The sequence below is a fragment of the Enterobacter cloacae complex sp. P15RS genome, assembly GCF_014895905.1.
GTDB lineage: Bacteria > Pseudomonadota > Gammaproteobacteria > Enterobacterales > Enterobacteriaceae > Enterobacter > Enterobacter quasihormaechei.
In genome coordinates this window covers 1-25,601 of the sequence record NZ_JADBQL010000034.1, presented here as the reverse complement: position 1 = coordinate 25,601, position 25,601 = coordinate 1, and the positions used below count along the sequence as shown (strand labels likewise).

Here is a 25,601-nt window from a genome sequence, read left to right as displayed (position 1 = left end):
ATGTAATTGATTAATAAAATCCCTCATTTTCTTCTCACCTTACTGTTCTATTAATGCAATTAAAGTTTAAAAATGAAAATAATTAATAAACTGAAAAAGAAGTTATTAGTCCTCGATGGCACTGACAATGATTTCATAGAGTATGGAAAGGAAATAGCATGCCCTGAGTGCGAGGGGATAATTGCCTACTCTATCGTAAACTCATATGAGTTTGACACGCTCACAGAAGAGGTAAAATGCTTTTTGGTTAAGAAAATGAGAGGTGTGAAGCTTGTTAGTGAACATAAAAAATATAGCTACGACGATAGCCAATTATATGTTTCGAAAAATACATGTTCAAAGTGTTTGAAAGAGTTTTCTACTGTATTAACGTATAAAGAAGTGCAGCCAGCCCGATACCGGGTATATCTTGTGGGGCTTTTTGAAGGTGATTTAAAACAGATCAAACTTTAAAAGTTGAGGTATACCAATGATTGAAAATCTCATTTTTTTTAAAGAAAATGACCTGCTTCAATGGGGTCGTGGTGAAGGTAACATAGTGATTAGTATGCCATTTTTAGACCATGCAATGGTCGACTCAACACGCCAGTTAGTCTTTGCGTTAAGCGAGCCTAAACCATTACCAACCGTTTTGACCATCTTCAATGCTAAGGGCGAAAAACTATTTTGGTCTGCACCTCCTGAAGGTGCGACTTTCTATTACTTAACATTCAACCTGTCAAAGGAAGTGGTCGTTGTCTGTAGCTATCCAGCAAAAAAAAATGGCTGGCATGACTGGTTTTATTCCTGGGATATGAAGCGTAACGCGTTGTCTCTATCGGGCCCTGCATACTAAGATCATAAGTGCCAAAAAATATGATAACTATAATCGGTGGCAAAAAAAGAATTGTATCAGCAGTTACAACAAGCAGTTTAAAAAAAAGCTACAAGTTGAGTGAATAAAAAAGGGTATTCAGAGGGAATCTTTCTGGCTTCCGGAAGAGAGATCCCAAGAACCGGAGGAGTCATTCTCGCTTAATCTGAGAGTCCTGCATCTCTTAAAGAGCGCTAGCGCGAGGGCTCTTTTCAGGCGTTAAGCTTGTGTCTGCCGAAATCATTCCCTTTGATTCCAGCATGAAAACTGAACTCTTAGACAATGTGTTTTAACCTCACAATAAAAAAATCCACGCCAAGGCGTGGATTTTTTCCGTTCAAAACAACTCAAACGTTAAACAAGAAGTTCATCACATCGCCATCTTTAACGATGTAGTCTTTCCCTTCCGCACGCATCTTGCCTGCTTCTTTCGCGCCTTGCTCACCCTTGTAGGTGATAAAGTCTTCAAACGCGATGGTCTGGGCACGAATGAAGCCCTTCTCGAAGTCTGTGTGGATCTTACCGGCCGCCTGTGGCGCAGTCGCACCCACTGGAATCGTCCACGCACGCACTTCTTTCACGCCCGCGGTAAAGTAGGTTTGCAGGTTCAGCAGCTCATAACCCGCGCGGATCACGCGGTTCAGGCCCGGCTCTTCCAGACCCAGCTCGGCCATGAACTCTTCACGGTCGGCGTCGTCCAGCTCGGCGATATCGGATTCAACGGCAGCGCAAACCGCTACAACCACAGAACCTTCAGCCGCGGCAATTTCACGCACTTTGTCCAGGTACGGGTTGTTCTCGAAACCATCTTCGTTAACGTTGGCGATGTACATGGTTGGCTTCAGCGTCAGGAAGCTCAGGTATTTGATCGCCGCCTTGTCTTCTTCAGTCAGGTTTTTCAGCGCGCGGAGCATGCCCGCGTTTTCCAGCTGTGGCAGACATTTTTCCAGTGCAGCCAGTTCCGCTTTCGCGTCCTTGTCGCCGCCTTTGGCTTTCTTCTGCACGCGGTGAATTGCACGCTCGCAGGTGTCGAGGTCAGAGAGCGCCAGCTCGGTGTTGATAACGTCGATGTCGTCAGCCGGATCCACTTTATTATTAACGTGGATGATGTTGTCGTTCTCGAAGCAGCGCACAACGTGGCCGATCGCTTCGGTTTCACGGATGTTGGTCAGGAACTGGTTGCCCAGACCTTCACCTTTTGATGCGCCTTTTACCAGACCCGCGATGTCCACGAACTCCATGGTGGTGGGCAGAATACGCTGCGGCTTCACGATTTCCGCGAGCTGGTCCAGACGCGGATCGGGCATAGGCACAACGCCGGTGTTCGGCTCGATGGTACAGAACGGGAAGTTCGCCGCTTCAATACCTGCTTTGGTGAGCGCGTTGAACAGGGTGGATTTGCCCACGTTTGGCAGACCGACGATACCGCATTTGAATCCCATTTCTAAATCACCTTAATCTCTTGATAATCAATCCGTTAACGATAACCGATTGAAGAAAAGTAAATAACTACGCCTATTATACACGTAACCCGCGCGCCGCGCGGTAAAAATGCCGCAGCGCCTTGTTTATTGCGCTTTGAAAGCGTGCAGTCGATTGGTGGCTTTCGTTAAGCCGTCCTGAAGCCAAATCTCGGTGCAGCGGGCCGCTTCGTCTACCGCTTCGTCAATCAGCTTTTGCTCAGAAACCGGTGGTTTACCGAGTACGAAACCGACAACTTTGTTTTTATCGCCCGGATGACCGATTCCCACGCGCAAACGGTGGAAATTAGGGTTATTGCCCAGTTTGCTGATGATATCTTTCAGACCGTTGTGGCCACCATGACCGCCACCCAGTTTGAACTTCGCCACGCCTGGCGGCAGATCCAGTTCGTCGTGGGCCACCAGAATTTCATCCGGATTGATGCGGTAGAACGTTGCCATGGCCGACACGGCTTTGCCGCTCAGGTTCATAAAGGTGGTTGGCACCAGCAACCGCACGTCGGCACCCGCAAGATTGATGCGTGAGGTATACCCGTAAAACTTTGGTTCTTCACGCAGAGGCGCGCGCAGACGCTCCGCCAGCAGATCAACATACCAGGCGCCGGCATTATGGCGGGTAGCGGCATACTCTGCGCCCGGATTGGCGAGGCCGACAATCAGTTTAATCGTCACGATTTACTTCCTAATGGGTTCCAGATCTGGTGCGTAGTTTACTGTCTGGCGCGCCGCTTGACAAAGTTCCGCCTGCTGTACATCGAATTGCGAATAATTTCTTGTTTGAACAATTAGAATTTCAAGCTGTTCAATGTCTTATTTGTAAATTTTTGTCTGGGAGTTATCTGTAAATGTGATCGCTCGCGCAACTCATATAAGAGGCGTTGTCTATACTTTACACACAAGGAGAAGGGGCTTTTCCCTGACAACCCAAAGTTCCGGAGGTGACATATGAAACGCAAAAACGCTTCGATGCTCGGTAACGTGCTAATGGGGTTGGGACTGTTCGTGATGGTCGCCGGTGTCGGTTATTCAATTTTAAACCAATTACCGCAGCTTGACCTCCCACAATACTTTGCGCATGGCGCGGTGCTGAGCATCTTCCTCGGTGCGGTATTGTGGCTCGCCGGGGCGCGCGTAAGCGGACATGAGGAAGTCTGCGATAAATACTGGTGGGTGCGCCATTACGATAAACGATGCCGCCGCGACCAGCATAAACCCAGCTAGTGTGCCAGCTTTACAAAAGAACGACTCCTTCTGGAGTCGTTCTTTTTTTCAGGCTATTTATTCCAGATCGGCGAGCGCCGCTTCACGATTCGGGTAAAAGGCCAGTCGGCCAGGGATCGGCTGAACGCCAGCGCGGGCCATCGTGCGCAGGGGCTGAAACTCCAGGTTACTCACCCGCAGTTCGCAGCCTTCCGGCAGACGTTTCACAAAGCGCTGGAAGGCATCGAGACCGCCGGCATCCAGCACAGGAACGGCATCCCACTTCAGTACCACAATCCGTTTACCCGCCACACGAGACTCCAGATCGCTGAACAACCCCTCTGCGGCAGCAAAGAACAGGGGGCCAATCACACGCAGCACCAGCACATCGTCAGGCACCTCAACGTTAACCGGAGAGAGACGCGTCATTTGCGCGATGCGGCGCATAAACAGCAGCGAGGCCAGCACAATGCCGACGCTGATGGCGATAACCATGTCGAACAGCACGGTCAGCGACATACAGATCAGCATCACAATGATGTCGTCTTTCGGCGCACGGCGCAGCAGATTCACCACCTTATGCGCCTCACTCATGTTCCAGGCCACCATCAGCAGCAGGGCAGCCATGGCTGAGAGGGGAAGCCACGAAAGCAGCGGGGCCAGGATCAGCAGCGCCATGATCACCAGCAGAGAGTGAATGACCGCCGACACCGGCGATGTCGCCCCTGCGCGAACGTTCGCGGCGGAACGGGCGATCGCAGCCGTTGCCGTAATACCGCCGAAGAACGGCGCAACGATGTTCCCTAAGCCCTGGCCGACCAGCTCGCTGTTAGCTTTATGCTTTGTCCCGGTCATGCCGTCGAGTACCACGGCGCAGAGCAGGGATTCAATCGCTCCCAGCATCGCCATGGAGAACGCGGCGGGCAGCAGGGCGCGAAGGGAATCCCAGCTCAGGGTGAAACTCGAACCTGGCATGTCCCACGGCAGAACCAGCTGCGGCAGCAGCTGCGGAATACCGTTACCCTGTGAACCGTCCGCCAGAATATAGTGGAACTGCGAGCCGATAGTGGCGACCTGTCCACCGAGCAGGTTGACGACGCCCATCACCGCGCAGCCCAGCAGCAGGGCGGGCAGATGCCCCGGGAGACGAATGCCCAGGCGAGGCCAGACGACAAGCGTCCCGAGGGTAACGATGCCAATGGCCGCATCGCCCAGGTTGGCCGTCGGCAGCGCCATAAACAGCGCGCCCACTTTCTGTAAATAGTGCTCCGGAACATGGGTCATTTGCAGACCAAGGAAATCCTTAATCTGCATGGTCCCGATGGTGATCCCAATCCCTGAGGTGAACCCCAGCGTCACGGAAAGAGGAATATATTCAATCAGGCGACCGAAACGGGCCAGACCGAACAGAATTAAAAAGACGCCGGACATCAGGGTGGCAACCAGCAGGCCTGCCAGACCAAACTGTTGGGAAACCGGATAAAGGATCACCACGAAGGCGGCAGTTGGGCCGGAAACGCTGAAGCGTGACCCGCCCGTCAGCGCAATCACAATCCCGGCGACCGCCGACGTGTAAAGGCCGTACTGCGGCGCGACGCCGCTACCAATCGCCAGCGCCATCGCCAGCGGAATGGCAATAATCCCGACGGTGATCCCGGCTATCAGGTCACGGATAAAGCGTGACGATGTGTATTTCTCTTTCCAGCAGGCGTCGATGAGGGCGCGAAAGGGCAGAACATGTGAGGAGGTTACGTTTTTCACAATTATCTATCATCCGTGTGCGCATCATCTGTCATATGAATGGCAGGTGAAGGAGGCATAAATCATACAAATGAAAATTATAAACAAAAAAACCCGCCGTAGCGGGTTTTTTGGCCGTGCTCGATCAGTGTTCGAACATTGCAGAGATGGATTCTTCGTTGCTGATACGACGAATCGCTTCGGCCAGCATCCCGGACAGGGTCAACGTACGCACGTTTGGCAGTGCCTTGATCTCGTCGCTCAGTGGGATGGTATCGCACACCACAACTTCATCAATGACGGAGTTACGGAGGTTGTTCACCGCATTGCCGGAGAAGATCGGGTGGGTTGCGTAAGCGAATACGCGTTTCGCACCGCGCTCTTTCAGCGCTTCTGCGGCTTTACACAGCGTACCGCCGGTATCGATCATGTCGTCTACCAACACGCAGTCGCGGCCAGCTACGTCACCGATGATGTGCATCACCTGAGAAACGTTGGCGCGCGGACGGCGTTTGTCGATGATCGCCATGTCGGTATCGTTCAGCAGCTTCGCGATAGCACGAGCACGTACCACGCCGCCGATGTCCGGAGAAACCACAATCGGGTTGTCCAGATTCAGTTGCAGCATATCTTCCAGCAGGATTGGGCTGCCGAATACGTTATCAACCGGAACGTCGAAGAAGCCCTGGATCTGCTCTGCGTGCAGGTCGACCGTCAGTACGCGGTCAACGCCGACGCTGGACAGGAAGTCCGCGACAACTTTAGCGGTGATTGGCACACGCGCGGAACGGACGCGACGGTCCTGGCGGGCATAGCCAAAGTAAGGAATAACAGCAGTGATACGGCCAGCAGAAGCGCGACGCAGCGCGTCGACCATAACAACCAATTCCATCAGGTTGTCGTTCGTTGGAGCACAGGTGGACTGGATGATGAAAATATCACCACCGCGTACATTTTCGTTAATTTGTACGCTGACTTCGCCGTCGCTAAAGCGACCTACAGCGGCGTCGCCGAGGGAAGTGTACAGGCGGTTGGCAATACGTTGTGCTAGTTCCGGGGTGGCGTTACCAGCAAAAAGCTTCATATCAGGCACGAGAAGAACCTCAGGCATGCGTCCAGTGGTGGATAGCGTTCGCCGCAAACTGCGGGGCCTAAGCAAACGCTATCCAGGCGGTGTATTAAAGAGCGCGATGCAACGTCTGGAACAGGGTGACGTTGTCACCGAAACTCAGTCTGCGCCAGAATGGCCTGCTGTAGGGGGGAGGTGTTCATCCCGCGTGCTACAAAACCATGCAGCCAATCCGGCGCTTGCTCAAGCACCTGACGGGCGGCGGATTCGGTGTCAAATTCAGCAAAGACACAGGCCCCTGTACCGGTCAGGCGCGACGGCGCGTATTCTAACAGCCAGGAAAGCACCGCATCAACCTCGCGAAAACGTTTTCTTGCGATATCCTCGCAATCGTTGCTGAATTCACAATTTAATAACGTATCTATTGACCGTACCGGGGTATTTCTTTTCAGGTCAGGATCTTTAAAGATGACCGGGGTAGGAATGCTCACCCCGGGGTGAACAATCAGATACCATTTTTCCGGCGGATTAACCGGCGTGAGGATTTCACCCACGCCCTCGGCAAACGCCGCGTGGCCGCGCACAAATACCGGTACATCTGCGCCCAACGTTAACCCTAACGCTGCCAGCTCGTCCGTTGTCAGACCGCAGCCCCACAGATGGTTAAGCGCCACCAAAACGGTCGCGGCATTTGACGAACCACCACCAAGACCGCCGCCCATCGGCAGACGCTTGTCGATACGGATATCCGCACCGCTTCCCGCAGGCAGGCGACCCGACTCCGACGCCGCTTTCATCAGCAGGCGCGCGGCACGCACGATCAGGTTATCGTCGTGCGCCACGCCGTCGACCGGCGTCAGCAGGCAAATTTGCCCGTCCTGACGCGGTTCAATGAAAATCGTGTCGCCGTAATCAACAAACTGAAACAGCGTTTGCAGAGTATGATAGCCGTCAGCGCGCTGCCCGGTAATGTAGAGAAACAGGTTCAGTTTTGCAGGAGAGGGCCACTGGGTCATCATTTAACGATCCAGTTGTCCATTTTCAGCTTGATACGCTGGCTGCCCTGCGTCAGCTCCATGTTGGACGGCAGCGACGGTTGTGTCTTGCTGTCATACGCGCTGTACACCACTTTCCAGGTTTTACCGCCCTGGGTGTAGTTCACCTGGCTCAGACGGTATTGATCGTCGAGCGTATAGTCGGTCGCATCACCCGGCAGGCCAAGGATCCACTGGCGCAGGCTATTGAGCGGAATCGGCATCCCGGTTAATTTGCCAATCATCTCTTCGGCGTCGGTGGCCGTGTAGTGCTGGCCTTTATTGTCGGTGATCTGCGCTTCGCCAGGCTTCGCGTTAAGCTCCAGTTCGGTGCTGCCCAGCGGGTTCAGCAGCAGCAGGCGATAGTTGTTCTGACCCGTTTGCTGCCAGAAGAAACGGGCGTAAACCTTTTGTTCGTCAGAGAGATAGGCAAACGCACCTCGGGTCTGGTACTGGCTTAACTTCAGCACGTCCTGCTGGTGCTGACGCCACTGCGGTGAGTCGGGACTTTTGCCGGGGCCTTTCGGCTGATGAACGGAACAGGCGGTCAGAACCAGGGCCGCCAGAGGCAGCAGGCGAATCATTCGGGTCATAATGATGACAAATCCTTGAGATACGTTGCAGTTATAACTGTTAATGCTAGCGTTGAAGGGGGTCACCGTCTACGTTCAAATTATCTCAAAGCGTTGAGTAACCTATTACTCCGAAAGGGTGCGGTCTCTTTTATTGATCTCGCGCATCCTGTATGATGCGTCCTGCTAACCTTATTAACGCTGGTACTACTCCCGCTCAACATGACCCTATTAGCACTCGGTATTAACCACAAAACAGCCCCGGTTTCACTGCGAGAACGCGTTACGTTTTCGCCGGATACGCTCGACCTGGCGCTGGACAGCCTGCTTGCACAGCCGATGGTGCAGGGCGGCGTGGTGCTGTCGACGTGCAACCGTACCGAGCTGTATTTGAGCGTAGAAGAGCAGGACAACCTGCACGAGGCGCTGATCCGTTGGCTATGTGACTACCACAATCTCAACGAAGAAGAGCTGCGCAACAGCCTGTACTGGCATCAGGATAACGATGCGGTCAGCCATCTGATGCGCGTTGCCAGCGGTCTGGATTCGCTGGTGCTGGGAGAGCCGCAGATCCTCGGCCAGGTAAAAAAAGCCTTCGCGGATTCCCAGAAAGGGCATCTGAAAGCCAGCGAGCTGGAGCGTATGTTCCAGAAGTCATTCTCTGTGGCGAAGCGTGTGCGAACCGAAACCGACATTGGTGCCAGTGCGGTTTCGGTTGCTTTCGCGGCCTGTACTCTTGCCCGTCAAATCTTCGAATCGCTGTCGACCGTCACCGTACTGCTGGTGGGGGCGGGCGAAACCATCGAGCTGGTGGCGCGCCATCTGCGTGAACACAAAGTGAAAAAGATGATCATCGCCAACCGCACTCGCGAACGTGCGCAGGTGCTGGCAGATGAAGTGGGCGCTGAGGTGATTGCGCTGAGCGACATCGATGAACGTCTGAAAGAGGCGGACATTATTATCAGTTCTACCGCCAGCCCGCTGCCGATCATCGGGAAAGGGATGGTCGAGCGTGCGCTGAAATCCCGCCGCAATCAGCCTATGCTGCTGGTGGATATCGCCGTTCCGCGCGATGTCGAACCGGAAGTGGGCAAACTGGCCAACGCCTACCTCTACAGCGTGGACGACCTGCAAACCATCATTTCGCACAACCTTGCCCAGCGTAAAGCGGCGGCAGTGCAGGCGGAAACTATCGTTGAGCAGGAAACCAGTGAATTTATGGCCTGGCTGCGCGCGCAAAGCGTCAGCGAGACTATCCGCGAGTACCGCGGTAAGGCGGAGCAGGTGCGTGATGACCTGACGGCCAAAGCGCTGGCGGCCCTTGAACAGGGCGGCGACGCGCAGGCGATTATGCAGGATCTGGCCTGGAAACTGACCAACCGCCTGATCCATGCGCCAACCAAATCTCTTCAGCAGGCTGCCCGTGACGGGGACGATGAACGCCTGACTATTCTGCGCAACAGCCTCGGGCTGGAATAGCGCCCTATACCCATTTTCTATGACAAGGTGCATTTACGCCTATGAAGCCTTCTATCGTCGCTAAACTGGAAGCTCTGCACGAGCGCCATGAAGAAGTCCAGGCGCTGCTCGGCGATGCCGGGACCATTGCCGACCAGGAACGTTTTCGCGCGCTGTCGCGTGAATACGCGCAGTTAAGTGATGTTTCAAAATGCTTTACCGACTGGCGACAGGTCCAGGAAGATATCGAAACCGCGCAGATGATGCTCGACGATCCTGAAATGCGCGAGATGGCGCAGGAAGAGTTACAGGACGCCAAAGCGCGTTCAGAAGAGATGGAGCAGCAGCTTCAGGTACTTCTGCTGCCGAAAGATCCGGACGATGAGCGTAACGCCTTTGTGGAAGTGCGCGCCGGTACCGGCGGCGACGAAGCGGCGCTGTTTGCCGGGGATCTGTTCCGTATGTACAGCCGTTATGCGGAATCACGCCGCTGGCGCGTGGAAATCATGAGCGCCAACGAAGGCGAGCATGGCGGATACAAAGAGGTTATCGCCAAAATCAGCGGCGACGGCGTCTATGGTCGGCTGAAGTTTGAATCTGGCGGTCACCGCGTGCAGCGCGTGCCGGCGACCGAATCGCAGGGGCGTATTCACACCTCAGCCTGCACGGTGGCGGTCATGCCCGAGCTGCCGGAAGCGGAACTGCCGGACATCAACCCGGCGGATCTGCGTATCGACACCTTCCGCTCGTCAGGGGCGGGCGGTCAGCACGTTAACACCACCGACTCCGCGATCCGTATTACTCACCTGCCGACCGGCATTGTGGTGGAGTGTCAGGACGAACGTTCCCAGCACAAAAACAAAGCCAAGGCGTTGTCCGTGCTGGGCGCGCGCATCCACGCGGCGGAAATGGCGAAACGCCAGCAGGCGGAAGCATCTACCCGTCGTAACCTGCTGGGCAGCGGCGATCGCAGCGACCGTAACCGCACCTATAACTTCCCGCAGGGCCGCGTCACCGATCACCGCATTAACCTGACGCTCTACCGTCTGGATGAGGCGATGGAAGGGAAGCTCGATATGCTGATTGAGCCTATCGTGCAGGAATACCAGGCCGACCAGCTGGCGGCGCTGTCCGAGCAGGATTAATGGATTTTCAACGCTGGCTACGCCATGCCGCCAGCGCGCTTTCCGCGAGCGAAAGCCCGAAGCGCGACGCTGAAATCCTGCTGGAACACGTGACGGGCAAAGCCCGGACGTATTTGCTGGCCTTCGGTGAAACCGAACTGACTGCTGAACAGCTGGCGCAGCTGGAAGTGCTCCTTGACCGCCGTAAAACCGGCGAGCCGGTGGCGCATCTGGTGGGCGAACGTGAGTTCTGGTCGCTGCCGCTGTACGTCTCGGCGGCCACGCTGATCCCGCGCCCGGACACCGAGTGTCTGGTGGAGCAGGCGCTGGCGCGGCTGCCGGCGCAGGGCTGCCCTGTTCTCGACCTCGGTACCGGCACCGGCGCGATTGCGCTGGCGCTGGCCAGCGAGCGACCGGACTGCACCGTCACGGCGGTGGACGTGATGCCTGATGCGGTCACGCTGGCGCAGCGTAACGTTGCGCGCCTGGGGCTGAGCAATGTTTCCGTTCTGCAAAGCAGCTGGTTCGCCGCGATTGAAGGCCGCCTGTTCGACATGATTGTCAGTAATCCACCCTACATTGACGAAGACGATCCGCATCTTGCGCAGGGCGACGTTCGCTTTGAACCGCTGACGGCGCTGGTCGCTGCGAATCACGGACTTGCGGATCTCGATCACATTGTGACAACGTCACGGCAACATTTGCTTCCCGGTGGCTGGCTGCTGGTAGAACATGGCTGGACGCAGGGGGAGGCGGTGCGAGCGCTGTTTACGCGTGCCGGTTACGCCGCGGTGGAAACCTGCCGGGATTACGGCGGCAACGAACGCCTCACGCTGGGGCAGTGGGCATGAAAGCAGTCGATACGCCATTTACTGATAAAGGCGCATGGCTGACTGAGACGCTGTTTGGCGTTATCATCTACATCGTTTTGGGTTTTATCGCGCGTAGGCGTTACCGTCCGCGCAGCCAGCACGCTTTTTGCTGGGTCTGGTGGTGCTGTACATCATCATTAAACTCGCCACCACAAGAATACCGTTACTGGGGTAAGTCATGAGGTCCTTAGCCGATTTCGAATTTAACAAAGTGCCGCTCTGCGATGGCATGATCCTGATTTCAGAGATGATCCGCGACGATTTCACGTCGCAGTACGTTTACGCTGAACTGGAAAATCTGGTCAGCCTGGCGCGCGAAGAGATCAATCAGGCACGTCCGCAGGACTGGCAATTAGAGAAGCTTATAGAGCTTTTCTACGGCGAATGGGGTTTCTGCGACACGCGAGGCGTATACCGCCTGTCTGACGCACTGTGGCTGGACCAGGTGTTGAAAAATCGTCAGGGCAGCGCCGTCGCGTTGGGCGCCATTTTACTGTGGGTTGCGCACCGGCTGGATATTCCGCTGGTGCCGGTCATTTTCCCGACGCAGATGATTTTGCGGGCGGAGTGGCTGGACGGGGAGATGTGGTTAATCAATCCGTTTAACGGCGACACGCTGGATGAACATACGCTGGACGTCTGGCTGAAGGGCAATATTAGCCCGATAGCTGAGCTGTTCAATGAAGATCTCGATGAAGCCGATAACGCTGAGGTGATCCGCAAGCTGCTGGATACGCTGAAGTCTGCGCTGATGGAAGAGCGTCAGATGGAGCTGGCCCTGCGCGCAAGCGAAGTGCTGTTGCAGTTCAATCCGGAAGATCCGTACGAAATCCGCGATCGCGGCCTGATTTATGCGCAGCTCGACTGTGAGCACGTGGCGCTGAATGATTTGAATTATTTCGTCGAGCAATGTCCGGAAGATCCGATCAGCGAAATGATTCGCGCGCAGATCAACGCGATCGCGCATAAACACATTACACTGCATTAATCTTAATTCCGATTCACACCTGAATAAGGCGATCCTATGAAACAAAAAGTGGTTAGCATTGGTGATATCAACGTGGCAAACGACCTGCCGTTCGTGCTGTTTGGCGGTATGAACGTGCTGGAATCCCGCGATCTCGCTATGCGCATCTGCGAACACTACGTGACCGTGACCCAAAAGCTGGGCATTCCGTACGTGTTTAAAGCCTCTTTTGACAAAGCCAACCGCTCCTCCATTCACTCCTACCGTGGCCCGGGCCTGGAAGAGGGGATGAAGATTTTCCAGGAGCTGAAACAGACGTTTGGCGTGAAAGTGATCACCGACGTGCACGAAGCCTCTCAGGCGCAGCCCGTGGCTGACGTAGTAGACGTGATTCAGCTTCCGGCGTTCCTGGCTCGCCAGACTGACCTGGTTGAAGCGATGGCGAAAACCGGTGCCGTGATTAACGTGAAGAAACCGCAGTTTGTGAGCCCAGGCCAGATGGGTAACATCGTCGACAAGTTTATCGAAGGCGGTAACGACCAGGTGATCCTGTGCGACCGTGGTTCAAACTTCGGTTACGACAATCTGGTTGTGGATATGCTGGGCTTCAGCGTGATGAAGAACGTCTCTAACCAGTCTCCGGTGATTTTCGACGTAACCCACTCTCTGCAATGCCGCGACCCGTTTGGTGCAGCGTCCGGCGGCCGTCGTGCGCAGGTGACCGAACTGGCACGCGCCGGGATGGCAACCGGCCTGGCGGGCCTGTTCATTGAAGCGCACCCGGATCCGGCTAACGCGAAATGCGACGGTCCATCCGCGCTGCCGCTGGATAAGCTGGAGCCGTTCCTGAAGCAGATCAAGGCGATTGACGATCTGGTGAAGAGCTTCGACGAGCTGGATACCAGCAACTAATAAAAAAACCCGCTTCGGCGGGTTTTTTTATAGGGCATATTGCCGGGTGGCGCTGCGCTTACCCGGCCTACAAAACCGTAGGCCCTGCAAGCGAAGCGCCGCTGGGCAAAAACACTACGCAAATATCGTCATCAGATACGCAATAAACAGCGCCATATGTGCCGCGCCGTTAAGCACATTGGTGCGACCGGTAGAGAAGGAGATCTGGCACAGCAGTAGCGACGCCACCATCACAATCATCTCTGGCGCCCCCAGCGCAAACTGCAATTCATTCCCCGTCATAAAGGCAATCAACGTTACCACCGGAACGGTAAGGGAGATGGTCGCCAGTACGGAGCCGAAGAACAGGTTCATCGCACGCTGCACCTGATTGTTCAGCACCGCTTTCAGCGCTCCAAGGCCTTCTGGCGACAGGATCAGCAGTGCTACCAGGAAACCGGTAAAGGCGACCGGCGCGTTCAGTTCGGTTAACAGCGTTTCCAGCGGGTTGGCGTTCATCTTGGTGACCGCGATAACCGCAATCAGATGCACGATCAGCCAAACCGTGTGCCACGCGCTGCTGTGGGCCGACGGCTTGCCGTGGTGCGGGTCATCGTCGTCGCTGTCATCTTCATGTTCGTAAACAAACAGGCTCTGGTGCGTTTTGGTCTGAATGAGCAGGAATACGCCGTACATGGCGGCGGAAATCAGCGCGACCAGCAGCGCCTGGCCGGTGGAGAAGTTTGCACCCGGCAGCGCCATCGGGAATACCAGCACGATAATCGCCAGCGGGAACAGGGCAATCAGATACTGTTTAATGCCAAAGAGGTTCATGTACTGGGTGGCAAATTTACGGCCACCGAGTAAAAGCGAGAAACCGACCAGGCCGCCGGTGACAATCATGATGATGGAATAGAGCGTATCGCGCATTAACGTTGGCGCGGCGTCGCCGGTCGCCATCAATGCGGAAATTAAGCTAACTTCAAGAATAACAACCGAAAGACTTAATATTAATGAGCCGTACGGCTCTCCCAGACGGTGTGCTAAGACATCCGCATGGCGGACGACGCTAAATGCACTGGTTAAAATACCTACCAGCGCCAGAATATTGATCCCGACCACCACTGGCAGTGACTGACTGCTTCCCCAGAAGAGCAGCACAGCCAGTGCCAGAACCGGGAAAATGAGAGACGTCTCCTTGTGGCGGGTCTTTACCGCCTCGTGTGTTGCTGTCATGTGCTTCTCCGTCAATGCAGGTGCTTGTAATTATAGATAGATTTTGAGGACATTAAACTAACAGAAATCTGTTAAATACCCTTTGTTTTTTACTTAATTTTACCCTTTGTAATGTTTTTTATGCTTGAGGGTTATAATACCTCATCTTCATAAAATAATAATTTAATAACAACACGTTGTGATTTTAAGTCGTTCATTTCTGCCTGTCGGCTGGCACCCTGGCGTATCCTCGTCCACACTTATCTTTTAGCCAAAAAGAGAGGTTAACGATGCCATACAAATCGAAAAGCGAATTACCGGATAACGTGCAACACGTATTGCCTGCCCACGCGCAGGATATCTACAAAGAAGCCTTTAACAGCGCCTGGGATCAGTACAAAGATAAAGAGGACCGCCGGGATGATGCCAGCCGTGAAGAGACGGCGCATAAGGTAGCCTGGGCCGCCGTAAAAAATGACTATGAAAAGGGAGACGATGATAAGTGGCACAAAAAGAAATAGCCGCCAGCTAATACGCTGCCTTCGTTTTGACTTTTCAGGCGGTTGACCTGCCGTTGTATTGCATCTGGCCCGCGAATTGCTTATCGTTGCTCGGCTGCTGTTAAAATGAACAGCGCAGAATGCCGGGAAGGCGAACTACAGATGTCGCAAGGAAGCATGCAGTGGCGGAGGTGTAATGTGTTAACGCGTGATTTCTTGATGAAGGCAGATTGTAAAACGGCATTTGGTGCTATTGAGGAATCGCTTCTGTGGTCGGCTGAACAACGTGCGGCGTCGCTTGCGGCAACGCTGGCCTGTCGCCCGGATGATGGCCCGGTCTGGATTTTTGGCTACGGTTCGCTGATGTGGAACCCGGCGCTGGAGTATGTCGAATCGGCAACCGGCACGCTGCCGGGCTGGCACCGTGCGTTCTGTTTGCGCCTGACGGCCGGACGCGGCAGCGCCTGTCAGCCTGGCCGCATGCTTGCACTAAAAGAGGGCGGGCGCACCACGGGCGTGGCATACCGCCTGCCGGATGCCACCCTGGAAGACGAACTGACGCTGCTGTGGAAGCGCGAGATGATTACCGGCTGCTATATGCCCAGCTGGTGCAGGCTGGAACTGGACGATGGCCGCACCGTAAACGCGCTGGTATTTATTATGGATCCGCGTCATCCGCTCTATGAAGCCGACACCCGAACCCAGGTGATTGCCCCGCTGATTGCCGCCGCCAGCGGACCGCTGGGCACGAACGCCCAGTATCTTTTCTCGCTCGATCAGGAGCTAAAGCGTCTTGGTATGCAGGACGACTGTCTGAGCGAGCTGGTGGTGAAGGTGAAAACTCTATTGGAGGGCAACCCGCTCAGCAATACGCTGCGCCCCGGTTTTGCCTGAATACGACGCCCGGCTGAACGGGCGTCCACTGCTCGACTTAAAAGGTTAACACCTTGTCCGCAGCCAGCGTCCACTCGGCAAGCTCAGGCAGCGTGCCGATCTCAACCCCATCAATCAGCGGCAGCCCGGTAATGCCGCGCCCGTCCGTGCAGGTTTTACACAGTTTGACCGGCACATCTTGCGCCGTGAGGATCTCCAGCATCTGCTGAATGTTGTAGCCTTCAGCCGGTTTCTGTCCTTTCAGCCCCGCGGTGACCGCATCCGACATTAAAAACAGCCGCAAATCGGTTTCGCTCTCTTTTTCGCGCAGGGCGATCGCCAGACGCAAGCTGTTGAAGAGGGATTCGCTGCCGTAGGCCGCCCCGTTGGCGACGATAACGATTTTTTGCATGTTGACTCCTGTTCTTTTAAAGGCACGAATATTGCTTGTCTCAGCGGAGATGACCGATCCGGGAGAGAGAAGATGACGACAATCACTGGCCGTTTGCCCGGCGCAACCGAATGGTTCCAGCGCGCAACATATCAGCGCAGGGAACAGCTCAGCAGACTTGCGCAGCTGGGAGAGCTGGTGAACAGCATTAGCCAGCTGGTGCATATGCTACAGTGTGAGCGCGGCGCGTCAAACGTCTGGCTTTGCTCGCAGGGCAAACTGTATGCCCCGGAATGCAAAGCCAGCCGGGGGCTGGTGGATGAAAACCTGGCGGTATTGCTTACCCTGCTGAATGGCCAGGCGTCGATGCCGGGAAGTGCCGTCTGTGAACGTATCGCCGTTGCGCTGCAATGTCTGGAGACGCTGCCGGCCCTTCGCGAGGGCGTGACGCAGCAGAGTATTACCGCTCCTCAGGCGATGGAGCACTACAGCCGGATGCTTCGCCATCTGCTCAGTATCGTCCCGCAGCTCAATGACAGCATTGACGATCCGCACATTGCGGGCCGTTTCGTCGCGCTTTTTAGCCTGATGCAGGGCAAAGAGCTGGTGGGGCAGGAGCGCGCGCTGGGGGCAATTGGTTTTACCCTGGGGTTTTTTGATGATGAAACCCGCCAGAGGCTGGTGGACCGGATCGACGGGCAGCAGGCCTGCTTCGACATCTTTCTTTCTCACAGCCGCGCCGGGGTGCAGGAGGCGTTTGCCCAGAACTGCCTGCCGGGTCTGGAAACCGAGCAGCTGAGACGCGTGGCCTGTACCCGCCAGCCCGGTGCTAACGGCGGTAACGTCGCGCTGACGTGGTTTACCTTACAGACAAGCCGCCTTGAGCATCTGCGCACGCTCGAGGAGGGGATGATCGCCGATCTGATGCTGACGGTGGAGGAACGTCTTCGCAGCGAGGACGGCCGCGGCCGGTTAAGCGATCCCGATGAACCTCTCGCGCCTTACCCGGATAAACCTCTGCTTACGCTGGTGCGCCAGCAGGCGCGCGAGATAGAACAGCTTTCCCGCCAGCTTGCCTCGCTGCGCGATACGCTGGAAGAGCGGAAGACCATCGACAAAGCCAAAAGCGTACTGATTGCTCACCAGAATATGAGCGAAGAGCAGGCGTGGACTGCCCTGCGAAAAATGGCGATGGATAAAAACCAGCGCATGGTGGATATCGCCCGTGCGCTGCTCACCGTTAAGAACCTCTGGCCAGTCATCCCTAAGGAGTAGTTGCACGATCGGTGGGCATTTTCTGCCTGTTTAGAGTGCGTCAAATCACATTCAGGCGAAGTAAGGCCTGAAAAACAAGGGATTAAAAGCTGGCATTACCTTTGCATTAACAGATTAACCATTTCTGACGATGCGCCAACGGCGGTGCATGCGTCTTCGGGATAAAGGCGTCCAGCGGTGCTTCAGCACCGTCGGGCGCTTTTTTTTTGCTTTTTTTCAGGAGCGATTATGGCGGATTTGTCGAGACGGCGGTTATTGCAGACCAGCCTACTGGCGAGTGGCGCGATGCTGTTGCCGGGTGTCATGCAGGCCGCGTGGGCGGCGGGGTCAGATAAGCCAGAGCAGGATACCGTGCGTATCGGGTTTATTCCCCTGACCGACTGCGCGCCAGTGGTTATCGCGGCCCTGAAGGGGTTCGATAAAAAGCATGGCATTACCATTGTGCCGACCAAAGAGGCGAGCTGGGCGGCGGTGCGCGACAAGCTGGTGGCGGGTGAACTGGACGCCGCGCACATTCTTTACGGCCTGCTGTACGGGCTGGAGCTGGGGATCGCGGGCAAGCCACAGCAGATGGCGAACCTGATGACCCTCAATCAGAACGGCCAGGCCATCACGCTTTCAGGCGATCTGGCGGAGAAGGGCGTTCGTGACCTCGACGGGCTGAAAAAGCTGATCGGCCAGCAGGCGCCGGGAACCTACACCTTCGCGCATACCTTCCCGACGGGGACCCACGCCATGTGGCTCTACTACTGGCTGGCCAGCGCGGGCATCAATCCCTTTGACGACGTCCGCACCGTGGTGGTGCCGCCGCCGCAGATGGTAATGAACATGCGCATCGGCAACATGGTCGGGTTTTGCGTCGGCGAGCCGTGGAACGCGCGGGCGATTAACGACCGTATCGGCTTTACCGCCGCCACGTCGCAATCCATCTGGGCCGACCATCCGGAAAAAATCCTCGGCACGCGCCGCGACTGGGTGGCGAAAAATCCGCACACCGCGCGGGCGCTGGTGAGCGCGGTGCTGGAGGCCGCGCGCTGGATCGAGGCGTCGGCGGAAAACAAACGTGAAACCGCGCAGATCCTCTCCCGCCGGGCGTGGCTCAATTGCAAGGAACAGTATCTCACCGGACGCATGCTCGGCGAGTACGACAACGGCCTGGGCCAGCGCTGGCAGGATGCGCACCCGATCCGCTTCTTCAACGAGGGGGCCGTGAGCTACCCGTACCTCTCCGACGGGATGTGGTTCTTAACCCAGTTCCGCCGCTGGGGCTTGCTTAACGCCGCGCCGGACTATGCGGCTATCGCACAGCGCATTAACCAGACCGCGGTCTGGCAGGATGCCGCTACCGCCGTGGGCGGCATGTCCACACCGTCATCACCGTATCGCAGCAGCACCCTGATGGACGGCACCGTCTGGAACGGCACCGATCCGGAAGGATACGCCAACCGCTTCGCCATTCACCGTAAAGGGGCCTGAGTATGCCGCATCTGCAAAACAGGAAACCACAAGAGACGTCAGAGAGCGGGGAAGTGATTGTCCTGCCTCCGTTACAGGTTCGCCGCCGCACGCCCGCCTTTGCGCGCCGGATGAACGATTTTTTACAGCGCGTCATCCCGGCGCTGCTCGGTCTCGGGCTGCTGGTGATGCTCTGGCAGCTGGCAGCGATAAGCAGCAAAGGCTTTCCGACGCCGCTCAGTACGCTTGATTCGGCCATAACCCTGTTCGCCGATCCGTTTTATCGTGACGGGCCAAACGATATGGGCATCGGCTGGAACGTGCTTGCGTCGTTGCAGCGCGTCGCCATCGGTTTTGGCCTGGCGGCGCTGGCGGGCATCCCGCTGGGCTTTTTGATTGGCCGCTTCACCTTTTTCTCACGCATGTTTAACCCGCTGATCGCGCTCCTGCGCCCGGTCAGCCCGCTGGCCTGGCTGCCCATCGGCCTGCTGCTGTTCCAGAAGGCGGAACCGGCATCGAGCTGGACCATTTTTATCTGCTCCATCTGGCCAATGGTCATAAACACCGCCGAAGGGGTGCGCCGCATTCCGCAGGACTACCTGAACGTGGCCCGCGTGCTGCAACTCTCCGAGTGGACCATTATGCGCCGCATTCTTTTTCCCGCCGTGCTGCCTGCGGTGCTGACCGGGGTGCGCCTCTCCATCGGCATTGCCTGGCTGGTGATTGTCGCCGCCGAGATGCTCACCGGGGGCCTGGGCATTGGCTTCTGGATCTGGAATGAGTGGAACAACCTCAACGTTGAAAACATTCTCATCGCCATCGTCATCATTGGCGTGGTCGGGTTGCTGCTGGAGCAAGGGCTGATGCTGATCGCCCGTCGCTTTAGCTGGCAGGAAAAATAAGGAGCAAAGATGAAACCGTTAATTCAGGTCCAGGCCGTGAGCCAGCGTTTTTCCACTGCCAGCGGCGAGTTTCTGGCGCTGCAAAACGTCTCTTTCGATATCCACGAGGGTGAAACCGTCAGTCTGATTGGTCACTCCGGCTGCGGCAAGTCGACGCTGTTAAACCTGATCGCCGGGATCGCGCTGCCTACGGAAGGCGGACTGATTTGCGACAACCGCGAAATCGCCGGGCCGGGGCCAGAGCGCGCGGTGGTGTTCCAGAACCATTCGCTGCTGCCGTGGTTAACCTGCTTCGACAACGTGGCGCTGGCGGTGGATCAGGTCTTCCGTCACACCATGAGCAAGGCGGAGCGCAAAGAGTGGATTGAGCACAACCTCGACCGCGTGCAGATGGGCCACGCGCTGCATAAGCGCCCCGGGGAGATCTCCGGCGGCATGAAGCAGCGCGTGGGGATTGCCCGGGCGCTGGCGATGAAACCCAAAGTGCTGCTGATGGATGAGCCGTTTGGCGCGCTGGATGCCCTGACGCGAGCCCATTTGCAGGATTCGGTGATGCAGATCCAGCAGGCGCTGAACACCACCATTGTGCTCATCACCCACGACGTGGACGAGGCGGTGCTGCTTTCTGACCGGGTGCTGATGATGACCAACGGCCCGGCGGCCACCGTGGGCGAGATCCTGCGCGTCGATCTGCCGCGCCCGCGCAACCGGGTGCAGCTGGCGGACGACGGCCGCTATCACCACATGCGTCAGCAAATTCTCCATTTCCTCTACGAAAAACAGCCGAAAGCGGCATAACGAGGAGGCACGATGCGACTGGTCATTATCGGTAATGGTATGGCGGCAACCCGGCTGATTGCTTCGCTGATCGAGCGTGCTCCCGGTCGCGTGGCGATTACGGTAATCGGTGACGAGCCGCAGCACGCCTATAACCGCATCCAGCTCTCACCGGTTCTCGGCGGAGAAAAGCAGGCGGAGCACCTCTGTCTGCACGATGAAGGCTGGTATACGGCACGAGACGTGACGGTGCTGCGAGGAGAAACGGCGCTCGGCGTTGACCTGAACGCGCATGAAGTGCGTACCACCGCCCGCACGCTGAGCTGGGATGCGCTGGTGTTTGCCACCGGGTCGACACCCGTTGTGCCGCCGATCCCCGGCGGCGACGCGCCGCACGTGTTTACCTTTCGCACCCTGACAGAAACCTGCGCCATTCAGAACATCTCCGGACCGGCAGTCGTGTTGGGCGGCGGGGTGCTCGGCGTGGAGGCGGCGGCAGCGCTGGCCCTTTCAGGTGACAACGTCACGCTTGTGCATCGCGGCCCGTGGCTGATGGAGCAGCAGCTTGACCAGCAGGCGGGCGTGCTGCTGGAAGAGGCGCTGGCGGAGCGGGGCGTGCGCTGTGAACTCGCCTCCGGCATCGCGGCGATCAACGCGAATAGCGCGACGCTGCTCAGCGGACGCCGCGTCGACGCCGCGCGCGTGGTGCTGGCGACTGGCGTGCAGCCCAACGTTGCGCTGGCGCGGGCCAGCGGCATTCGCTGCGTGCGCGGCATTGTGGTGGATCAGCAGATGCAAACCTCCGTGCCGAATATCTACGCCATTGGCGAGTGCTGCGAAATTGACGGTCAGACGTTTGGCCTGGTCGCCCCCTGTCTGGCGCAGGCGGACATCCTCGCCGCGCGCCTCGCCGGTGACGTAACCGCGCCCTTTACCCTGACTGACAACGGCGTGCGTCTTAAGGTGACCGGCGTGGAGCTGTTTAGCCTCGGTCGCGCCACGGCGCGCGCGGACGATGTGGTCTGGAGCTCATGGGATCCGCTGACCCGCCACTATCGTCGTTTACTGATCCATCGCGGGGCGCTGGCTGGCGTGCTGCTGATGGGCGACTGCCGCAGCGCGGCGACATTTACCGATTTACTGGCAACGGCTGCGCCCGCACACGCGGACTGGCTGTTCGATCGTTTCACAACGCAACCGCAGGTTGCAGGACAGAACGCTATGACAAAACCTACTCTGGTGGTGGTTGGGCACGGTATGGTCGGCCATCATTTCCTCGAAGACTGCGTTAACCGCAATCTGCATCAGCAGTATCAGATCGTTGTCTTTGGCGAAGAGCGCTATGCCGCCTACGACCGCGTGCATCTGTCGGAGTATTTTGGCGGACGCAGCGCAAACTCGCTCTCGCTGGTGGAGGGAGATTTCTTTGCCGACAACGGCATTGAGCTGCGCCTGTCGCAGCAGATTGTCGCTGTCGATCGTGAAGCGCACGTGGTGCGTACCGCCAGCGGCCATGAGATCCACTGGGACAAGCTGGTGCTGGCGACCGGCTCGTACCCGTTCGTGCCGCCGGTACCGGGAAACGATCTGCCGGGGTGCTTTGTCTACCGCACCCTTGACGATCTGGACAATATCGCGGCCCACGCGGCGGGCTCGCGCCGCGGCGTGGTGATTGGCGGCGGTCTGCTCGGGCTGGAGGCCGCGAATGCCCTGAAACAGCTCGGGCTGGAAACCCACGTGGTGGAGTTCGCGCCGAATCTGATGGCGGTGCAGCTCGACAATGACGGCGCGGCGATGCTGCGCAGGAAAATCGAGGCGCTGGGCGTGGGCGTTCACACCAGTAAAGCCACCACGGAAATTGCTTCGACGCCCGACGGGCTGGTGCTGCGCTTCGCCGACGGTGAACATCTCGAAACGGACATGGTGGTCTTCTCTGCCGGTATTCGTCCGCAGGACGCGCTGGCGCGCAGCAGCGGGCTGGCTATCGGTGAGCGCGGCGGGATCTGCATTGACGACGCCTGTCGGACCTCCGATCCGAACGTGTTTGCCATCGGTGAATGCGCCCTGTGGGAGGGAAAAATCTTTGGTCTGGTGGCCCCGGGCTACCAGATGGCGCGCGTGGCCGCCGCCGTGCTGGCGGGTGAGGAGAAACGCTTCACCGGTGCGGATATGAGCACCAAGCTCAAGCTGCTCGGCGTGGACGTGGCGTCGTTTGGGGATGCCCACGGGCGCACGCCGGGGGCGCTAAGCTACCAGTGGACGCATGGGCCACAGCAAATCTACAAAAAAATCGTGGTCAGCCACGACAGCAAAACTCTGCTAGGCGGCGTGCTGGTGGGCGATGCCAGCGAATACGCCACGCTGGTGCAGATGATGCTCAACGGCATCAGTCTGCCAAAAGCGCCAGAAACGCTGATCTTACCGGCTTCGTCAGGCAGCGCGCCGAAAGCGCTGGGCGTGGCGGCGCTGCCGGAAAGCGCGCAGATCTGTTCGTGTCATAACGTCAGCAAAGGCGATATTTGTCAGGCGGTGGGCGCGGGGGCAACGGATCTCGGCGCCATTAAGCAGTGCACCAGAGCGGCGACCGGCTGCGGTGGCTGTAGCGCGCTGGTGAAGCAGGTGATGGAGTTCCAGCTTGCGGAGCAGGGCGTGGAGGTGAAAAAGGACATCTGCGAACACTTCCCGTACTCGCGCCAGGAGATTTACCACCTCGTGCGCGTCAACCATATCCGAACCTTCGACCAGCTTATCAGCCGCTACGGTCAGGGGCACGGGTGCGAGATCTGTAAGCCGCTGGTGGGGTCCGTGCTGGCCTCCTGCTGGAACGAGTATCTGCTCAAACCGGCGCACCTGCCGTTGCAGGATACCAACGACCGATACTTCGCCAATATCCAGAAGGACGGAACGTACTCTATCGTGCCGCGCATGCCTGCGGGTGAAGTGACCGCCGACGGGCTGATCGCCATCGGCCAGATTGCGAAACGCTATAGCCTTTACAGCAAAATCACCGGCGGGCAGCGTATTGACCTGTTTGGCGCCACGCTCGAACAGTTGCCGGAGATCTGGCAGGCGCTGGTTGAGGCAGGATTTGAAACCGGGCACGCCTATGGAAAATCCCTGCGCACGGTGAAATCCTGCGTCGGGTCGACCTGGTGCCGCTACGGCGTTCAGGACTCTACCGGCCTCGCGGTCAGGCTGGAGCACCGCTACAAGGGGCTGCGCGCGCCGCACAAAATTAAAATGGCGGTTTCCGGCTGTACACGCGAGTGCGCAGAGGCGCAGAGCAAGGACGTGGGGGTGATTGCCACGGATAAAGGCTGGAACCTTTACCTGTGCGGCAACGGCGGGATGAAGCCGCGCCACGCGGATCTTTTCGCCAGCGATCTGGACGACGAAACGCTGATCCGCACCGTCGACCGCTTCCTGATGTTCTATATCCGCACGGCAGATCGCCTGCAACGCACCAGTACCTGGATGGACAACCTGGAAGGCGGCCTCGACTATCTGCGCGAGGTGATCCTGAACGACAGCCTCGGGATCGCCCACGAGCTGGAGCAGGAGATGGCCCGGGTGGTTGAGACGTACCAGTGTGAATGGCAAACCACCCTTAACGATCCTGACCGCCTGGCGCTGTTCCGCACCGCGGTGAACAACCCTGTCGTGGAGGAAAGCAAGCGCTGGCAGGAAATTTGCGGCATTGACGATATCCCGGAGCAGGCGGGCATCGGCGCGCATCTTGGGCGCAAACCGATTGCGCTGTTCCGCTTTGGTCAAACAGTTTATGCCCTCGACGATCGGGAACCGGGTAGCCGCGCGAACGTGCTTTCGCGCGGCATCCTCGGCGATGCGGCGGGCGAACCGGTCGTTGTCTCTCCGCTCTACAAGCAGCGCATTCGCCTGCGCGACGGCTGTCAGGTGGAGAGCGGCGAACCCGCGGTGCGCGCCTGGCCGGTAAAAATCGAAAACGGCAAGGTGTGGGTTGGCAACGAAGAGCTGGTGATGCGCGCGGAGGCCTCATGACGGAAACCCGTACAACGTGCCCTTACTGCGGCGTGGGTTGCGGGGTGGTCGCCAGCGTAGATGGCGAAAAGGTAAGCATCCGGGGAGATGAAACCCATCCTGCGAATTTTGGGCGGCTGTGCGTGAAGGGATCCGCCCTCGGAGAAACGACGGGGTTGCAGGGACGCCTGCTGCGCCCGATGGTCGACGGCCTGGAGGTAGGCTGGCCCGAGGCGCTGGGCGAAGCGGGCGAGCGGCTGCGGAACATCATCAACGAATGGGGCCCGCAGGCGGTAGCGTTTTACGCCTCCGGCCAGCTGTTGACCGAGGATTACTATGCCGCCAACAAGCTGATGAAAGGATTTATCGGAGCGGCGAACATTGATACCAACTCGCGGCTGTGTATGTCGTCGGCGGTGGTGGGCTACAAACGCGCCTTCGGTGAAGACGTGGTGCCGTGCAGCTACGAAGATGTGGAAAACAGCGATCTGGTGGTGCTGGTCGGGTCCAACGCGGCCTGGACGCATCCTGTGCTGTATCAGCGGCTGGTGCAGGCCAAACACAACAATCCGCAGATGAAAGTGGTCGCGATCGATCCGCGCAAAACCGCCACCTGCGATGTCGCAGACCTGCATCTGGCGCTGAAACCCGGCAGCGACGCCGGGCTGTTTGTGGGTTTGCTCAATCTGATTCAGGGGAGCGGCGAGTGGACTATCCCTCGTGTGGCGGCGTTTTGCGACCTGACGCCAGACGAGATTGGCACCTTCTACGACTGGTTTGTCACCGCGCCCCGCGCGATCACGCTCTACACCATGGGGATCAACCAGTCCTCCAGCGGCAGCGACAAGTGTAACGCCATCATTAACGTGCATCTTGCCAGCGGGAAGTTCAACCGTCCGGGCTGCGGCCCGTTTTCGCTGACCGGACAGCCAAACGCCATGGGCGGGCGGGAA

24 protein-coding genes and 2 pseudogenes are annotated in these 25,601 nt (G+C 57.4%); 18 read left to right on the top strand and 8 right to left on the bottom strand.

Annotation, left to right across the window (positions count from 1 at the left end; all coding sequences use genetic code 11):
• Window positions 1-72 precede the first annotated feature (72 nt).
• The 3 genes and pseudogenes from IM267_RS18930 to IM267_RS21580 all read left to right on the top strand — a co-directional run bounded on the left by IM267_RS18930 (window position 73) and on the right by IM267_RS21580 (window position 1,146).
• A complete protein-coding gene (locus tag IM267_RS18930) occupies window positions 73-453 on the top strand; it encodes a hypothetical protein (RefSeq protein ID WP_193034055.1) in 381 nt (126 codons plus the stop codon).
• A gap of 16 nt (window positions 454-469) precedes the next feature.
• Window positions 470-835 carry a hypothetical protein gene (locus IM267_RS18925; protein ID WP_193034054.1) on the top strand — a complete coding sequence of 122 codons (366 nt, stop codon included), beginning with the start codon at window positions 470-472 and terminating at the stop codon, window positions 833-835.
• Window positions 836-934: 99 nt separating this feature from the next.
• Window positions 935-1,146, top strand: a pseudogene (locus IM267_RS21580) (hypothetical protein).
• 54 nt (window positions 1,147-1,200) lie between these two features.
• Here IM267_RS21580 and ychF read toward each other — a convergent pair.
• On the bottom strand, window positions 1,201-2,295 hold the full coding sequence (ychF, locus tag IM267_RS18920) for a redox-regulated ATPase YchF (protein WP_010432886.1): 1,095 nt from the start codon (window positions 2,293-2,295) through the stop codon (window positions 1,201-1,203).
• A gap of 126 nt (window positions 2,296-2,421) precedes the next feature.
• A complete protein-coding gene (pth, locus tag IM267_RS18915; RefSeq protein ID WP_032624091.1) occupies window positions 2,422-3,006 on the bottom strand; it encodes an aminoacyl-tRNA hydrolase in 585 nt (194 codons plus the stop codon).
• Window positions 3,007-3,279: 273 nt separating this feature from the next.
• On the opposite strand from pth, the gene ychH reads away from it, so the two are divergent.
• Window positions 3,280-3,555, top strand: coding sequence for a stress-induced protein YchH (gene ychH / locus IM267_RS18910; protein ID WP_063865908.1), 276 nt, complete (start codon window positions 3,280-3,282; stop codon window positions 3,553-3,555).
• 57 nt (window positions 3,556-3,612) lie between these two features.
• Here the strand turns inward: ychH and dauA are convergent, their stop codons facing one another.
• The 4 genes from dauA to lolB all read right to left on the bottom strand — a co-directional run bounded on the left by dauA (window position 3,613) and on the right by lolB (window position 7,970).
• Entirely contained in the window at window positions 3,613-5,295 is a 1,683-nt protein-coding gene (gene dauA, locus IM267_RS18905) for a C4-dicarboxylic acid transporter DauA (RefSeq protein WP_193034053.1), read from the bottom strand.
• 124 nt (window positions 5,296-5,419) lie between these two features.
• Window positions 5,420-6,367: a ribose-phosphate diphosphokinase gene (gene prs / locus IM267_RS18900; RefSeq protein WP_003856663.1), complete on the bottom strand. Its 948-nt coding sequence runs from the start codon at window positions 6,365-6,367 to the stop codon at window positions 5,420-5,422.
• A gap of 125 nt (window positions 6,368-6,492) precedes the next feature.
• The gene (ispE, locus tag IM267_RS18895) at window positions 6,493-7,362 is read right to left on the bottom strand and encodes a 4-(cytidine 5'-diphospho)-2-C-methyl-D-erythritol kinase (RefSeq protein ID WP_193034052.1); all 870 of its coding nucleotides are present in this window, start codon (window positions 7,360-7,362) and stop codon (window positions 6,493-6,495) included.
• Window positions 7,359-7,970: a lipoprotein insertase outer membrane protein LolB gene (lolB, locus tag IM267_RS18890; protein ID WP_193034051.1), complete on the bottom strand. Its 612-nt coding sequence runs from the start codon at window positions 7,968-7,970 to the stop codon at window positions 7,359-7,361. The genes ispE and lolB overlap by 4 nt, the downstream gene beginning before the upstream one ends.
• Before the next feature lie 201 nt (window positions 7,971-8,171).
• Here lolB and hemA point away from each other — a divergent pair, with 201 nt between their 5' ends.
• The 6 genes and pseudogenes from hemA to kdsA all read left to right on the top strand — a co-directional run bounded on the left by hemA (window position 8,172) and on the right by kdsA (window position 13,282).
• Entirely contained in the window at window positions 8,172-9,428 is a 1,257-nt protein-coding gene (gene hemA, locus IM267_RS18885) for a glutamyl-tRNA reductase (RefSeq protein ID WP_193034050.1), read from the top strand.
• Between the two features lie 41 nt (window positions 9,429-9,469).
• Window positions 9,470-10,552, top strand: coding sequence for a peptide chain release factor 1 (gene prfA / locus IM267_RS18880; protein ID WP_003856667.1), 1,083 nt, complete (start codon window positions 9,470-9,472; stop codon window positions 10,550-10,552).
• Window positions 10,552-11,382 carry a peptide chain release factor N(5)-glutamine methyltransferase gene (prmC, locus tag IM267_RS18875; protein WP_193034049.1) on the top strand — a complete coding sequence of 277 codons (831 nt, stop codon included), beginning with the start codon at window positions 10,552-10,554 and terminating at the stop codon, window positions 11,380-11,382. Before prfA ends, prmC begins: the two co-directional genes overlap by 1 nt.
• 14 nt (window positions 11,383-11,396) lie before the next feature.
• A pseudogene (locus IM267_RS18870) lies at window positions 11,397-11,578 on the top strand (SirB2 family protein); the annotation flags it as partial.
• Window positions 11,579-11,581: 3 nt separating this feature from the next.
• On the top strand, window positions 11,582-12,391 hold the full coding sequence (gene sirB1 / locus IM267_RS18865; protein ID WP_022648376.1) for an invasion regulator SirB1: 810 nt from the start codon (window positions 11,582-11,584) through the stop codon (window positions 12,389-12,391).
• A gap of 36 nt (window positions 12,392-12,427) precedes the next feature.
• A complete protein-coding gene (kdsA, locus tag IM267_RS18860; protein WP_003856671.1) occupies window positions 12,428-13,282 on the top strand; it encodes a 3-deoxy-8-phosphooctulonate synthase in 855 nt (284 codons plus the stop codon).
• Between the two features lie 114 nt (window positions 13,283-13,396).
• Here kdsA and chaA read toward each other — a convergent pair whose 3' ends face one another.
• A complete protein-coding gene (gene chaA / locus IM267_RS18855) occupies window positions 13,397-14,497 on the bottom strand; it encodes a sodium-potassium/proton antiporter ChaA (protein ID WP_024907071.1) in 1,101 nt (366 codons plus the stop codon).
• Window positions 14,498-14,766: 269 nt separating this feature from the next.
• Here chaA and chaB point away from each other — a divergent pair, with 269 nt between their 5' ends.
• Complete coding sequence (chaB, locus tag IM267_RS18850) at window positions 14,767-14,997, top strand: putative cation transport regulator ChaB (RefSeq protein ID WP_063865900.1); 231 nt, start codon at window positions 14,767-14,769, stop codon at window positions 14,995-14,997.
• A gap of 177 nt (window positions 14,998-15,174) precedes the next feature.
• Window positions 15,175-15,870, top strand: a complete 696-nt coding sequence (locus IM267_RS18845; RefSeq protein ID WP_063452227.1) for a gamma-glutamylcyclotransferase — start codon at window positions 15,175-15,177, stop codon at window positions 15,868-15,870.
• Window positions 15,871-15,907: 37 nt separating this feature from the next.
• On the opposite strand, the gene IM267_RS18840 is transcribed toward IM267_RS18845, so the two are convergent.
• Window positions 15,908-16,261 (bottom strand): DsrE/DsrF/TusD sulfur relay family protein, encoded by a 354-nt coding sequence (locus IM267_RS18840; protein WP_063452228.1) that lies wholly within the window; start codon window positions 16,259-16,261, stop codon window positions 15,908-15,910.
• Between the two features lie 72 nt (window positions 16,262-16,333).
• On the opposite strand from IM267_RS18840, the gene nasR reads away from it, so the two are divergent.
• From nasR to IM267_RS18810, 6 genes are all read left to right on the top strand, one after another.
• A complete protein-coding gene (nasR, locus tag IM267_RS18835) occupies window positions 16,334-17,515 on the top strand; it encodes a nitrate regulatory protein NasR (RefSeq protein ID WP_193034048.1) in 1,182 nt (393 codons plus the stop codon).
• Window positions 17,516-17,743: 228 nt separating this feature from the next.
• Window positions 17,744-18,991, top strand: a complete 1,248-nt coding sequence (locus IM267_RS18830; RefSeq protein ID WP_193034047.1) for a CmpA/NrtA family ABC transporter substrate-binding protein — start codon at window positions 17,744-17,746, stop codon at window positions 18,989-18,991.
• A 2-nt stretch (window positions 18,992-18,993) separates the two neighbouring features.
• The gene (gene ntrB / locus IM267_RS18825) at window positions 18,994-19,872 is read left to right on the top strand and encodes a nitrate ABC transporter permease (RefSeq protein WP_063452231.1); all 879 of its coding nucleotides are present in this window, start codon (window positions 18,994-18,996) and stop codon (window positions 19,870-19,872) included.
• Window positions 19,873-19,881: 9 nt separating this feature from the next.
• Complete coding sequence (locus tag IM267_RS18820) at window positions 19,882-20,670, top strand: ABC transporter ATP-binding protein (RefSeq protein WP_063865895.1); 789 nt, start codon at window positions 19,882-19,884, stop codon at window positions 20,668-20,670.
• Window positions 20,671-20,682: 12 nt separating this feature from the next.
• The gene (gene nirB / locus IM267_RS18815) at window positions 20,683-24,669 is read left to right on the top strand and encodes a nitrite reductase large subunit NirB (RefSeq protein WP_193034046.1); all 3,987 of its coding nucleotides are present in this window, start codon (window positions 20,683-20,685) and stop codon (window positions 24,667-24,669) included.
• Window positions 24,666-25,601 (top strand): molybdopterin-dependent oxidoreductase (locus IM267_RS18810; RefSeq protein ID WP_193034045.1); only part of this gene is annotated, 936 nt, incomplete at its 3' end. The genes nirB and IM267_RS18810, both read left to right, overlap by 4 nt.